Annotated in this window: 12 protein-coding genes; 5 read left to right on the forward strand and 7 right to left on the reverse strand. The window is 67.0% G+C overall.

What is annotated here, in order from left to right:
• Positions 1-28 precede the first annotated feature (28 nt).
• Complete coding sequence (locus PGN12_09930) at positions 29-727, reverse strand: hypothetical protein (GenBank protein ID MEH3104210.1); 699 nt, start codon at positions 725-727, stop codon at positions 29-31.
• The gene (locus tag PGN12_09935; protein MEH3104211.1) at positions 724-1,929 is read right to left on the reverse strand and encodes a toxic anion resistance protein; all 1,206 of its coding nucleotides are present in this window, start codon (positions 1,927-1,929) and stop codon (positions 724-726) included. The genes PGN12_09930 and PGN12_09935 overlap by 4 nt, the downstream gene beginning before the upstream one ends.
• A gap of 178 nt (positions 1,930-2,107) precedes the next feature.
• Between PGN12_09935 and typA the strand changes: the two genes are divergently transcribed.
• Positions 2,108-3,928, forward strand: a complete 1,821-nt coding sequence (gene typA, locus PGN12_09940; GenBank protein MEH3104212.1) for a translational GTPase TypA — start codon at positions 2,108-2,110, stop codon at positions 3,926-3,928.
• Between the two features lie 149 nt (positions 3,929-4,077).
• Here the strand turns inward: typA and PGN12_09945 are convergent, their stop codons facing one another.
• Positions 4,078-5,046: an alpha/beta hydrolase gene (locus tag PGN12_09945; GenBank protein ID MEH3104213.1), complete on the reverse strand. Its 969-nt coding sequence runs from the start codon at positions 5,044-5,046 to the stop codon at positions 4,078-4,080.
• A 512-nt stretch (positions 5,047-5,558) separates the two neighbouring features.
• Between PGN12_09945 and PGN12_09950 the strand changes: the two genes are divergently transcribed.
• Together PGN12_09950 and PGN12_09955 are read left to right on the forward strand one after the other, a co-directional pair.
• Positions 5,559-6,275: a hypothetical protein gene (locus PGN12_09950; GenBank protein MEH3104214.1), complete on the forward strand. Its 717-nt coding sequence runs from the start codon at positions 5,559-5,561 to the stop codon at positions 6,273-6,275.
• An 18-nt stretch (positions 6,276-6,293) separates the two neighbouring features.
• On the forward strand, positions 6,294-6,995 hold the full coding sequence (locus PGN12_09955) for an HAD family hydrolase (GenBank protein ID MEH3104215.1): 702 nt from the start codon (positions 6,294-6,296) through the stop codon (positions 6,993-6,995).
• A 136-nt stretch (positions 6,996-7,131) separates the two neighbouring features.
• On the opposite strand, the gene PGN12_09960 is transcribed toward PGN12_09955, so the two are convergent.
• Positions 7,132-9,462 carry a TonB-dependent receptor gene (locus PGN12_09960; protein MEH3104216.1) on the reverse strand — a complete coding sequence of 777 codons (2,331 nt, stop codon included), beginning with the start codon at positions 9,460-9,462 and terminating at the stop codon, positions 7,132-7,134.
• 99 nt (positions 9,463-9,561) lie between these two features.
• Complete coding sequence (locus PGN12_09965) at positions 9,562-9,810, reverse strand: hypothetical protein (GenBank protein MEH3104217.1); 249 nt, start codon at positions 9,808-9,810, stop codon at positions 9,562-9,564.
• On the opposite strand from PGN12_09965, the gene PGN12_09970 reads away from it, so the two are divergent.
• Complete coding sequence (locus PGN12_09970) at positions 9,779-10,147, forward strand: hypothetical protein (protein ID MEH3104218.1); 369 nt, start codon at positions 9,779-9,781, stop codon at positions 10,145-10,147. The two genes, PGN12_09965 and PGN12_09970, sit on opposite strands and share 32 nt — an antisense overlap.
• 77 nt (positions 10,148-10,224) lie before the next feature.
• On the forward strand, positions 10,225-10,503 hold the full coding sequence (locus PGN12_09975) for a DUF3297 family protein (protein MEH3104219.1): 279 nt from the start codon (positions 10,225-10,227) through the stop codon (positions 10,501-10,503).
• Positions 10,504-10,629: 126 nt separating this feature from the next.
• Here the strand turns inward: PGN12_09975 and PGN12_09980 are convergent, their stop codons facing one another.
• Positions 10,630-12,495 carry an ABC-F family ATP-binding cassette domain-containing protein gene (locus PGN12_09980; GenBank protein MEH3104220.1) on the reverse strand — a complete coding sequence of 622 codons (1,866 nt, stop codon included), beginning with the start codon at positions 12,493-12,495 and terminating at the stop codon, positions 10,630-10,632.
• Positions 12,496-12,576: 81 nt separating this feature from the next.
• Positions 12,577-13,665, reverse strand: a complete 1,089-nt coding sequence (locus PGN12_09985) for an AI-2E family transporter (protein ID MEH3104221.1) — start codon at positions 13,663-13,665, stop codon at positions 12,577-12,579.
• Between the last annotated feature and the right edge of the window lie 32 nt (positions 13,666-13,697).

Consider the following 13,697-nt stretch of genomic DNA (forward strand, 5'->3'; position numbering starts at 1 on the left):
TACGCTCGCAAGGACGGATCGAGCGGTGTCACTCCCCCGACGCCGCGCCCTCTTCGTACTTGACCTGCAGATAGCGGCGCTTCGTTTCCAGCGCGTCGAGATCGCCCTGCGCCAGCCGCTCGCTGATCTCGCCCAGCTCGCGTTCGATCACGCCCAATCCCTCGACCAGTTGCTGGTCCGGGGTCATGCCGTTGCGGGGGCTGTTGCGCATCGCGGGGGGCACGCGCGTATAGTCCGCGACGAAGCTCGGCAGTTGCTCGCCGACCAGCCGTCGCAGCTCCGCCGCCAGCGGACTGTCCTCGTCCAGTGCCGCGACCTGCACGCCCAGCGTATCGAGCCGCACGTCGAGCTGGTCGAGCACCCCCTGCGCGGGTGCCGGCAGCGCAGAACGTCGCGCATCCAGCCAGCGCGCCGCCTGCGCGGGCACCGCCTTGACCTCCGATTTCACGATCCGCTCGGGCGTCGGCACCGGCGTGGCGGGGGCGAACAGCACCAGCAGGGTCAGCGCTGCGATCAGCGCCGCCACCGCGACCATCCCGAACGCGCCCAGCCCCATCAGCATCGCGACCGTCAGGATCACGCCCGCGCCGATCACCACCGCGGCCGCGCGCTTGCGCCGCCCGCCACGCCCGCGCCGCGGGCGGCGCTGGAGCGGGATCACCGCACCGCCGCGCCGCCGCTCGCGCGCGACCTGCGCTTCGGCGATCGCGTCGTCGACGTCTGTCACAGCGACTCCAGCTTGAACTGCTCGGCCCCGCCCGCGACGCGCTTCTGCGTCGCCCCCTCGGCGCGCGCGATATAGCCGCGCGACTTCTCGACCTCGTTGCCGAGCGTGTCGACCGTCACCTTCATCGTGTCGAGCGCCTTCAGCTTGAACGTGTCGATCGCGTCCATCGTGTCGTAGATGTTCTGGAACGCGCGCTGCAGCGTCTCCAGCGGGATCGTCGACGCCGCCGCCTGCTCATGCACCCGCGCGGTATTCTGGCGCAGCAGGTTGCCGGTCGAATCGATCAGCCCGGCGGTGGTGGTGTTGAGCTGCGTGATCTGCTCCAGCACCAGCTTCTGGTTGGTCAACGCCTGCGCCACCGTCACCGCGGTGCGCAGCGCCGCGACCGTCGTGGTGCTCGCGCGATCGACGCCCTTGATCAGCTCGACATTGTTCTTCTTGACCAGATCGAGCGCCAGATAACCCTGCACCGTCACCGCCATCTGCGTCAGCAGGTCCTGTGTCCGCTGCCGTGCGTAGAACAAAGCGCTCTCGCGAATCGCCTTGGCCTTGGCGGGGTCGGTGTGATCCAGCTCGTTGGCCTTGTCCTCCAGCCGCGCGTCCATCGTGCGCGACAGATGGATCATCTGCTCCAGCCGCCCCATCGCCGACCACAGATTGGCGCGCTCGGTATCGATCGCGGCATTGTCCATCAGCAGCTCGTCCTTGCCGCTGCCCAGGCTCTTCAGGATCGAGGCGATATGAGTCTGCGAGGATTTGTAGCCGTCGAAATAATTGCGGACCTTGTTGCCGAACGGGATCACCCCGAACAGCTTCTGCGGCGCGGTCAGCTTGCCGCGCTTGCCCGGATCGAGGTCCTCGACGACGCGGCGCAGCTCGGCGAGGTCCTTGCCGACCCCGGCCTCCTGATCCATCGCGCGCACCGGACGGTCGAGGAAGCGGTTCGACTGCCCCGCCGCATCGCGGATCTCTTTCTGCCCCATCGCAGTGATCGCATCGACGCGCCTGCCGAACTCGGGCGAGTTGACGTCCTCGTTGACGAGTTGCTCGACAAACGCGTCGACGCGCCGCTCCAGCTCACTGCGCTTGGTGTCGTCGACCGGCACCAACCCGGCGGCCTTTTCGGCGCGGACCTCGGGCACCGGATCGGGCGGGGTGAGCACCAACGTCGGCTCGGTCGCGTCGTTCGGAGCGGTCGCCATCGTCACGTCATCCTTCTCTTGCGCGGCCCTTGTCCTTCGTCCGCGCCCGGCTTTCAACTGTGTTGTTCATGTAATACGCCAAGTGGCGGCTGTCGAGGCACTGGCATCCGACGGAACTTTCCGCTATGCGCCGCGGCGAAACTGCCTGCGGACAAGCGGGCCACCCTCAGGAACCCGTATGAACCTGCGCAATATCGCCATCATCGCGCACGTCGATCATGGCAAGACCACCCTCGTCGATCAGTTGTTCCGCCAGTCCGGTACCTTCCGCGACAACCAGCGCGTCGAGGAACGCGCGATGGACTCGAACGACCTCGAAAAGGAGCGCGGGATCACCATTCTCGCCAAGCCGACCTCGATCGAGTGGGAAGGCACGCGCATCAACATCGTCGATACGCCCGGCCACGCCGATTTCGGCGGCGAGGTGGAGCGCATTCTCTCGATGGTCGACGGCGTGATCCTGCTGGTCGACGCCGCCGAGGGCGCGATGCCGCAGACCAAGTTCGTCACCGGCAAGGCGCTGGCGCTGGGCCTGCGCCCGATCGTCGTCGTCAACAAGGTCGACCGTTCGGACGCGCGCATCCAGGAGGTGCTCGACGAGGTGTTCGACCTGTTCGTCGCGCTGGAGGCGAATGACGAGCAGCTCGACTTCCCGGTGCTCTATGCCTCGGGCCGCAACGGCTATGCCTCGGAGGACATGGACCGTCGCGAGGGCACGCTGACCCCGCTGTTCCAGAAGATCGTCGATCACGTGCCGCCGCCGTCGCTCGATCAGGACGCACCGTTCAGCTTCCTCGTTACGCTGCTCGACCGCGACAACTTCCTCGGCCGTATCCTCACCGGCCGCGTCCAGTCGGGCGTCGTCAAGCTCAACCAGCCGATCCACGCGCTCGACAATCAGGGCAATGTGATCGAGACCGGCCGCGCGTCGAAGCTGATGAGCTTCCGCGGGCTGGAGCGCGTGCCGGTCGAAGAGGCGCGTGCCGGCGACATCATCTCGCTGGCCGGTCTGGCGGTGGCGACCGTCGCCAACACGATCTGCGACACCACCGTGTCGACCCCGATCCAGGCGCAGCCGATCGATCCGCCGACGCTGTCGATGCGCTTCGCGGTCAACGATTCGCCGATGGCGGGGCGTGAGGGCAGCAAGGTGACCAGCCGGATGATCCGCGACCGCCTGATGCGCGAAGCCGAGACCAACGTCGCGATCAAGGTGACCGAGGCCGCCGACCGCGACAGCTTCGAGGTCGCCGGCCGCGGCGAGCTTCAGCTCGGCGTGCTGATCGAGACGATGCGCCGCGAAGGCTTCGAGCTGGGGATCAGCCGCCCGCGCGTGCTGTTCGGCGAGGATGAGGACGGCAAGAAGACCGAGCCGTACGAAACCGTCATCATCGACGTCGATGAAGAGCATTCGGGCACGGTCGTCGAGAAGATGAACCTCCGCAAGGCCGAGATGACCGACATGCGCCCGTCGACCGGCGGCAAGACGCGCATTACCTTCTCGGCGCCGTCGCGCGGGATGATCGGCTATCACGGCGAGTTCCTGTCGGACACGCGCGGCACCGGCATCATGAACCGGCTGTTCGAAAAGTACGGCCCGCACAAGGGCAACATCGAGGGCCGCAAGAACGGCGTGCTGATCTCGAACGGCGCGGGCGAGGCGCAGGGTTATGCGCTCGGCCCGCTCGAGGATCGCGGCATCCTGTTCGTCGGTCACGGCGAGGCGCTCTACGAGGGCATGATCATCGGCGAGAACGCCAAGACGGATGACCTCGAGGTCAATCCGATGAAGGCGAAGCAGCTGACCAACTTCCGCGCCTCGGGCGGCAAGGATGATGCGATCCGCCTGACCCCGCCGAAGAAGATGACGCTGGAACAGGCGATCGCGTACATCGACGACGATGAGATGGTGGAAGTGACCCCCAAGACGATCCGCCTGCGCAAGCGCTACCTCGACCCGAACGAGCGCAAGCGCGCGAGCCGCGCCAAGGCGGCGTAAGGCGAGGCGGCCAGCGGGCAGCAACGCTGCGCGCGCGCCAAAGCCTCGCCCGGCCGGCGGCGCCACAGCGCCGTCCGACGACACGAGCTTTGCCCGTGGCGGGTCAAGCGACGGAAAGACGGCCACCGCCCACCCGGCGGTGGCCGTTCTCATTCCCTCAACCGTACCCGCGCCACCATTCTGCGCACCTGCGCGCTCACCAAGGCTGGATTCTCCTCGGCGATCGGATGATGGTTGTGCGTCGCCACCACCATCTCGCCGCGCCGCGACAGCTGTGCGAGCCGTGCCTGCGCCGCCGGCCATTCGCGTTCGTACTTCTCCGGCACCCCCATGCCGCCAGCCAGGCCATGGCGGATCACGATCAGCGGCCGACTGCCCAGCATGCCCGCGATCGCCTGTGGTCGATCGCCCGTCGGCGTTCGCTCCCAGCTGTCGATCGGATCGCGCGCCTGTCCCGGCATCGCGCGCGACCAGACCGCGTCGAACTGCCCGCGCAGATCGGTCGGCAGATCCTCGACCCACGAAGGCACCGCATATGGCAGGATCAAACGCACGATGCCGAGCCGCCAGCCGGCCTGCCACAGCGGGTCGGTGAGCCGCAGCATCGCAAACTTGTCCGGCATGCCGCGGAACCACAGCGCCGGCTCCGATCCGTCGACCGTCACCATTCCGGCCACCCGCTGCGGCGCGCGACGGAAGAAGGCGAGGGCGATGACGTTGCCGCCCGACTCCGGCACCAGCACGAGCGGCCCGTCGACACCGCCGCGCGCCAGCAATCGTTCGAGATCGTCGACCTGCTCGCGCAGCCCCATCGCATGCGGCGCGGGATCGCTCCACCCCAGCCCGGCGCGGTCGTAGCTGCACACGCGCGTATCGGCAGCGATCCGGCGCTGCGCGGCGTACATCGTCACCGAGGGTGTACCGTCGCCTGACAGCAGCAGCACGGTCGGTGTTCCTTCGCCGGCGCACCATAGGTGCAGTCGATGGTCACCGACCGAGATCAACTGTCCGGGCGCGGGATGCTCCACCGCATCGATCCGCTCGCCGCGGTGTTGATAGATAGCGCCCGTCAGCAGCAGCGCTGTTACGCCGAAGGTGATCCACAAGGCCCTGCGCATTTTCGTTCCCAACGCTTCCGAGGCGTCAGCATTCCATCGCGACATGGCACGATCGCGGCCACTTCGAGATCAAGGCGTGACGCGACCACCCCCCGTCGCCCCTGCGCAGGCAGGGGCCCATGTCTGTCTCGTGCGTCGATACCGCCGACACATCCATGTCGCCCCTGTGTCAGCCGCCCCGCACGACGCGACAGCGATAGGCCCCTGCCTGCGCAGGGGCGACGACGCGGGAGGCGGTCGGATCGCCTGTCACGCCCGACGACGCCGGCCGCGCGCCTGTCCTACACCCGGAGTCGCATGATACATCCCGGCGATGCCAACTCGCTCACCCACCGCGCGACGTCAGACCTTCGGCCCGATCGGGCTCCACGAAAACACCCCGCCATCGTCTCAACATTCGCAACATTCGCGCCGGCAACACACTGGAGCGGCAACATATCCTCACCGACCATCCATGCTTGCGCCGCGCCACCCGGATAGGAGCACGGCTCTCTCTTCCCGCGGAGCCCTCCATGCGTATCGCCACCGCCACGACCCTGCTCGCCACCATGCTCATCACCGCCACCGGAGCGGCGGCACAGACCACCTATCCGGCGATCCCCGAACCGATGATCTTCGACATGATGCGCCCGCTCGGCGCGCAGAAGGGCGAAATGGAGGTCAATGCGCTGGCGATGACCACTTCGCCGTTCCGTCCGCGCGAGGCGGAGTGGGCACCCGAACTGGAATATGCGTTCGCGGACGGGAAGGCGATCGAGTTCGAGCTGCCCTTCAACGGCGCACGGCTGGAGGCGCTCAAGCTCGGCTTGCAGGCGGCGTTCGGCGCGTCGGCGGACGGGCGCAGCGCGCATGGCGTGCAATATCTCGGCATCTACGACCGTGACACCGGCCGGTACAGCAATGCGTTGCTCTATATGGCCGGGCATCGCTTCGACGCGCGCTGGAGCATGATGAACATGGTCGGCCTCGACGACATCGCCCTCAAGCGCCGAAACGGGCGCAACGCGCTGTTGCTCAACCATGCGACCTTCTACGACGTCAGTGCCAAGACGGTGGCCGGTGTCGAACTGAACGTCGCAGGTGGTGCGGAACGGCTGGTCCGCGTCGCACCGCAGCTGCACCAGCGGCTGGCCGACAAGATCAACGTGCAGGCCGCGGCGGGCGTCGAGAAGCACCGCCACCACCGCGTGCGCCCTGCGCTCGGGGTGCGGCTGGTGCGCGAACTCTGACGCCGGTAGAAGCGCGCCATGCCGATCGATCTCATCTGCCTCGATGCCGACGACACTTTGTGGCACAACATGCGCTTCTTCGCCGCTGCCGAGCAGGCGTTCGCCGAGCTGGTCGCGCCCTATGCCGACGATGCTGCGGCGCGCGAACGGATGCAGGCGATCGAGATCCGCAACCTGCGGCATTATGGCTATGGCGCGAAGAGCTTCACGCTCTCGATGGTCGAAACCGCGCTCGAACTGGCAGGCGACGACCTGCCGGCGGCGAGCGTGCGCCGCATTCTCGCGATCGGCCGCGAACTGCTCGCGCATCCGGTCGAGTTACTCGACGGCATCGGCGAGACGCTGGAGCGGTTGGCCGCAATCGGGCGACTGGTGCTGGTGACCAAGGGCGATCTGCTCCATCAGGAAGTGAAGCTTGCCGCGTCAGGTCTGGGGCAGTTGTTCACCGGGGTGGAGATCGTCAGCGACAAGCGTGCCGAGACGTTCGTTCGCGTCTTCCACCGCTATGGCTGCGCGCCCGAACGCGCGCTGATGGCGGGCGATTCGATGCGCTCGGACGTGCTCCCCGCGCTGGAGGCGGGGGCATGGGGCGCCTACATCCCGCAGCCGCTGGCCTGGGCGCACGAGGTGGCGACGGCCCCGACCGACCACCCGCGCTTCCGGCAATTGTCGCGGCTGGCGGAGTTGCCGGGCTGGATCGAGGAGATCGGGGGCATTTGATATTCGTCATTCCCGCGCAGGCGGGAATCCAGAACCACTGACGTAGCGGTTCTTCCGGGAACCTGCGCGTCTGGATTCCCGCCTGCGCGGGAATGACGTAAAAGGTGGGGAGGCCGAAGCCCCCCCAAGTGTCACCTCAGTCGAACTTGCCGCTCAGCGAGACACCGACGATCCGCGGTTCGTTGAACACCGCGGCGTTATAGTTCTCGATCACGCCCTTGAGGTTCTTCTCGTTGGTGATGTTGCGCGCGAACGCCGCGATCTCATAGCGGCCGTCGGCGGTCGTGAAGCCGGCCTTGAGCCCCAGCTCCAGATTGTCGCTCGCGAAGAATTCACGGGTCTTGTACAGGACGAAGTTGGTGTACCCCTGCATGTTGACGTCGCTCGCTACGAAGAAGTTGCCGCGATCCGACAGCGGAATGTCGTAGCGGACCGCCGCATCGACCTGCCACCGCGGCGCGTTCGGCAGTGGATTGCCGTCGATCTGCGCCAGCACTGCCGGCGCGCCGAAGATCGTCGCTCTCACCGTCGGGTCGAGCACCGTACAGGTCACCTGACCATTGAAGGCGCAAACCTGTGCGAAGACACGCTTGTCCTTGATCTCGGTGTGGATCGCGCTGCCGCCGAGCGAGAAGGTGATGTTGCGGATCGGCCGCCAGTCCATCTCGGCCTCGACGCCATAGGCATTTGCGTGATCGGCGTTGAAAAGCGTGCCGTTGCCGTTCGCGTCATTGCCGTTCAACTGGATGTCGTTGACGCGGTAGGTGAAGGCGGTGGCGTTGACGCGCAGCTTGGAGGTCGGCTGGGTCTTCACGCCCGCCTCGTACGACATGATCGTCTCGCTGTTCGCGGTCGAGAAGGGCGTGTTGAACACCGCCGACCGCCCCTGGATCGTCGGGCCGCGGAAACCGCGTGCGACACGGGCATAGATGCTCGCGATCGGATCGATCTCGTACAGCGCCGACAGATCCCAGCTCGGTTCCTTGCCGGTCAGCTTGATCGCTCGCGGTGCGGTCGCCGGGAAGGTGTCGACGGTGCCCGCGGCGTTCCGCCCGGCGCGCACCAGCCGCGTCTCCTTGTCGTCCTCGGTGTAGCGCGCGCCGGCGGTCAGCGTCAGCCGCTCGGCAAGGCGGTAGCTCGCCTGCCCGAACACCGCCCAGCTGGTGTTGACGTTGTGCAGCCGCACCCAGTTGTTGACGTTGCGCTGCGGGTCGCCCGGCGACAGGAAATAGCCGCGCTGGTAGAATTCGGTGTCGTCGCGGCTATCGAAATAGAAGCCGCCGAATTGCCACTTGAACGCGCCATCGCCGTTGCTGGCGAGACGGACTTCCTGCGTCCACTGGTCGAGGTCGCGGACCCGGCCCATGCTCTCGCCATAGCCCGCCCCGCCGAAATTGGTCGCCGCGCCACCGTCGGTGTCGCCGCGGCTGTAGCCCGAGGTCGTCTCATAGGCGGTGATCGAGGTCAGCGTCGCCGCGCCGAAATCCCACGCCGCGTTCACCGACCCGCCATAGGTCTTGTACGCCTGCGGGTTGTTCGCGCCCTCGTCGAGCGCGACGCGGTCGCGCGGTTCGAGGTTCATGTTGTTCTGCCCCTTGATGAGCGCGCCGCGGTGGAACACCGTCGACGTGCCCTCATAGGAGCGGACGTGGCCCGATAGGTTGACCGACAGCGTCTCGGTCGGGGTCAGCAGCACCTGCAGGCGCGCGTCGCGCTCGTCGAAGCCACCCATCGCGTCGCGGCCCGGGCGCGTGCCGTCCCGGCTGGCGCCGGTGTAGCTGTTGTCGATCCAGTCGTCGCGATGCTGGTACAGGCCCGACAGCCGCACCGCGATCTTGTCCTGCACGATCGGCCCGCCGACGCCGGCGTCGAAGGTGACGGTGTTGTACGAGCCATAGGACGCATTGAAGCGGCTCGACCAAGTCTGGCCGGGACGGATCGTATCGAACTTGATGATGCCCGCGGTGGTGTTACGCCCGAACAGCGAGCCCTGCGGCCCGCGCAGCACCTCGACATTGGCGACGTCATAGACCGGATTCGACTTCAGGACGACATGCTCCAGCACGACATCGTCCTGGATGATCGACACCGGCTGCGAGGCGCCGAGATAGAAGTCGATGTTGCCGAGCCCCCGGATGTAGAAGCGCGGAAAGATGCGGCCGGTGGTCGTCTCGGCATACAGGCCCGGCACGCGCCCGGCGAGCGCCAGCGCGTCCTCGCCACCCGCCTGAAAGGTGCGCAGGTCGTCGCCGTTGACCACCGCGACCGACACCGGCACGCGGCGCAGGTTCTCGGTCCGGCGCTCGGCCGTCACCACCACCTCGCCGAGCCCCGCATCCGCCTCGCCGGGCGTCGCCTCGGTCGCGGCGGGCACGGTGCCGCCGGTCTGCGCGGCGGCGGGTATGGCGGACAGCGCCACGCCGGCGGCAAGGCTGGCGAGCAGGATCGATTTCGACGAACGACGCATGAGAACCCCTTGAGAAACGACAGGAAGGTCGCGCCGCCGGCACGCCGGCTGCTGCGGCGCTGATCTCCGGCGATGTTGACGGCTTCCTGTTGGTGGCGGCTAGGCGGCGAATGTGTCGAGATGATGAAGTATTGCGAAATATTTCCCGCAGGTTGCTTCTGTCAGCTTGGCCTTCGCCGGTTTCCGGAATGCGATTAAACCGCTGATGAATGCGCCATTCCGCACCGGTTCAGCCGCCTCGGTCCATAGCCACGGCACAGGCTCGTACACATATGCGTTCAGTTCAATCAGCGAGCGAGTGCAGGAGGTCCGGTTTATGTCTGCGTTGAAGAAGACCGTCTTGGCCACCGGCCTGATGGCGACAGCCCTGGCCAGTGCCGCGCCTGCGGAGGCGCAGCGTTACTGGCGTCATCGCGATCGCGGCGGCGATACCGCAGCCGGTGCGTTGATCGGTGGCGTGATCGGGCTGGGGCTCGGTGCGGCGATCGCGTCGAGCAATCGCGATCGCTACTACGATCGCCGCTATGACGATCGCGGCTATTACTACGACGATCGTTCCTACTACGCGCCGCCGCCGCGGGTCTATTATCGCGAGCGTTATTACGCTCCGCCGCCCCCGCGGGTCTATTATGAGCCGCGCGGCTATTATCGCGGCTATGACGCACCAGGCTATTACGGCTGGTGATGCGAAAGGCGGCGCGGGGGACGATCCCCGCGCCGTTTTTTGTGGCCGCGCGCGCCGCTTTGCGGCAAGGGCGCGGCATGAGCGATACTCCTCCCGACCATCTGTCGATCGATCCGTCGAGCCCGTTCTTCGACCAGGACGCCCTGCAACGCGGCGTCGGCATCCGCTTCAAGGGCGTCGAGCGCCGCGACGTCGAGGAATATAGCATGTCAGAAGGCTGGGTGCGCGTCGCGCTTGGCAAGAAGGTCGACCGGCACGGGCGCCCGCTGACGATCAAGCTGACCGGCCCTGTCGAGGCCTATTTCGAGAATGCCGCCGCGGGTGAGCCCGAGGGCGCGGATCAGGACGAGGTGTAAGGTCGCCCCACCACCTATTGTCATCCCCGCGAAGGCGGGGACCCAGACGCGCAGGCCCGTCGTTAGAAGTACGAGCGTCAGAGGTTCTGGATTACCGCTTACGCGGGAATGACGTGGGTTGAGGTTCTACGCCGCCTCCAGCGCCTCGCTCGCCGCCATCCAGCGCGCTTCCGCCGCCTCGATGCGGTCGTTCAGGTCGGCGCGGCGCTTCATCAATTCGGTCATCGTCAGCTTGGCGAGTTTCGCTTCCGCCTTTGACGGATCGAACATCGCCTGATCCACCGCGGCGCGTTCGGCGGTCAGCTTCGCCAACTCCGCCTCGGCATCGCGCGCCTCCTTCTTCAGCGCCTTGTCGTTCTCGCGCGCGGCGGCCGCGGCTTTGCGATCCTGCTTCGTGCCCTTCGGCTTGTCCGCGCCCTTGCCGTCGCCCGCCAGTACGAAGGCGATGTAGTCGTCGAGGCTGCCGTCGAACTCCTTCGCGGTGCCATTGTCGACCAGCACCAGTCGGTCGGCGCTAAGCTCCACCATATGCCGGTCGTGGCTGACCAGCAGCACCGCGCCGGTATAGGCGTTGAGCGCCTGCACCAGCGCCTCGCGCGCATCGACGTCGAGGTGGTTGGTCGGCTCGTCGAGGATCAGCAGGTGCGGCGCCTCGCGCGTCACCAGCGCCAGCGCCAGCCGCGCGCGTTCGCCACCCGACATGCTGCCGACGCGCGCCGTCGCGCGATCGCCCGAGAAGCCGAATCGCCCGAGCTGTCCGCGCACCGCCGCCGGGGTCGCGCCGGGCATCACGCGAGTCATATGCGCGAGCGGGGTGTCGTCCGCCTCGAGTTCCTCGACCTGATATTGCGTGAAATAGCCGACCTTCATCTTGCCGGTGGCGCTCATGTCGCCGGCCATCGGCGTCAGTTGCGCGGCGAGCAGCCGCGCCAGCGTCGTCTTGCCGTTGCCGTTGCGGCCGAGCAGCGCGATGCGGTCCTCCGGATCCATTCGCAGGTTGAGCCGTGACAGGATCGGTGTTTCGCCATAGCCGACCGCGGCGTGATCGAGCGTGATGAGCGGCGGCCGCAACTCGGTCGGGTTTGGGAAATCGAAGCTGAGCGTCGGGTCGTTCACCGCCTCCGCGATCGGCTGCATCTTGGCGAGCATCTTGGCGCGGCTCTGCGCCTGTTTCGCGGTCGAGGCGCGCGCCGAGTTGCGCGCGACATAATCCTGCAGCTTGGCGCGTTGCGCGTCCTGGTTGGCCTTGGCCGCCGCGAGCTGCGCCAGCCGCTCGGCGCGCTGCCGCTCGAACGCGTCATAGCCGCCGGGATAGAGCGTCGTCTTGCCGCCCTGCAAATGCAGGATGTGGTCGACGACGTTGTTGAGGAAGTCGCGTTCGTGGCTGACCACGACGATCGTCGCGCGATAGCTCTTGAGGAAGTCCTCCAGCCACATCACCGCTTCGAGATCGAGGTGGTTGCTCGGCTCGTCGAGCAGCAGCAGGTCGGGCTGCGAGAACAGCAAGGCCGCGAGCGCGACGCGCATCTTCCATCCGCCCGAGAAGCTGTCGAGCGGCTGGTTCTGCGCTTCTTCATCGAAGCCCAGTCCGACCAGGATACGCGCGGCGCGCGATGGCGCAGAATAGGCGTCGATCGCGATCAGCCGGTCGTGGACCTCGCCGAGCCGGTCCATGCAGCCGGTGCCGTCGAACGCCTCGGCTTCCGCGAGCAGTGCGGCGCGCTCGGTATCGGCCGCGAGCACGGTTTCGAGCGGCGTGGCATCGCCGGCGGGTGCCTCCTGCGCGATATAGCCGATGCGTGCGCCGCGCGGCATGTCGGCCGAGCCTTCGTCGGGTTCGAGCAGACCGGCGATGACGCGCACCATCGTCGACTTGCCCGCGCCGTTGCGCCCGATCAGCCCGACACGGCTGCCAGGAGGAAGCGCGGCGCTGGCGCGGTCGAGGATCGTGCGGCCGCCAAGCCGCACGGTGATGCCGTTGAGAGAAAGCATGCGCGCGCCTGTAGCCGAACGCGGCGGATCGGGAAAGGGAGGGGCATCAGCGCCGGGATACGAGAGTGGTGCGTATCGTCCTCACGATCCGGAGACGGGATCATCGCCTTGCGCACCCACGCCACGCTGCTCGCAAAGGATCGTCCAGCCGGTCAGGAACAATGCCCCGACCACGGGCCCGACGACGATCCCGCTGAGCCCCAGCAGATCGATGCCGCCGAGCGTGGTCACCAGCACCAGCCAGTCGGGCAGCCCCGTGTCGCGGCCGACGAGGATCGGACGCAGCACGTTATCGGCCAGCCCGATCACGAACACGCCGGAGACGATCACCACGACCGCCTGCCAGATCGCACCGGTCGCGAGCAGATACACTGCGACCGGTCCCCAGATGATCGCCGGCCCGATCGCGGGCAGCAGCGCCGCCACCGCCATCAGCACGCCCCATAGCAAGGCGGCAGGCAAGCCGACGATCCAGAAGGTGATCGCGCCCAACGCGCCTTGCACCAGCGCCACAACCCCCGATCCCTTGATGGTCGCGCGGACGACCGTCACGAACTTCTCCGCGAGCCGCTCGGCGACCGGTCGTTCGAGCGGGAGCGCGCGTACGACCGCCGGGCCGATCCGTTCGCCATCGCGCAGCAGGAAGAAGGTGACGTACAGTCCGACACCGAACGCCAGCAGGAATGCCGCGGCATTCGCCCCGATCGACAAGGCCTGTCGCGTGAGGACGCTCGCGCTGTTGCTCAGCGTCGCCGTGACGCGCGCCTGTGCGCGCTCGAGGCTGTTGAGCCCGGCGCTGTCGAGCAATTGCTGCAAACGCCCGGGAAGCGCGTCATGCATTTGCTTGAAATATTGCGCGAAGTCGATCTGACCATTGCGCATCTGCTCGTAAACGCCGGCGGCCTGGTCGACGATCATGCTGCCGAGGATCAGGGCCGGAATGACGACGGCGAAGGTGATGACCAGCAACGTCAGCGCCGCCGCCATGTTGCGTCGTCCGGGCCAGTGCCGCGAAAAGCGCTGGAAAATCGGCTGGAACAGCAGCGCCGCCAGCGCGGCCCACAACAAAGCGCCGAGGAAGCCGGATACGACCAGCAGCAACCCGACCGAGATCAGTAGCAGGAACAGGATCAGCCCGCCGTTCTCGACGCGCTGTCGATCGATCGCCATGTACGAAGCCCCCGGTTTCGTCGTGTTGTTAC

Source organism: Sphingomonas phyllosphaerae, assembly GCA_036946405.1.
GTDB lineage: Bacteria > Pseudomonadota > Alphaproteobacteria > Sphingomonadales > Sphingomonadaceae > Sphingomonas > Sphingomonas phyllosphaerae_D.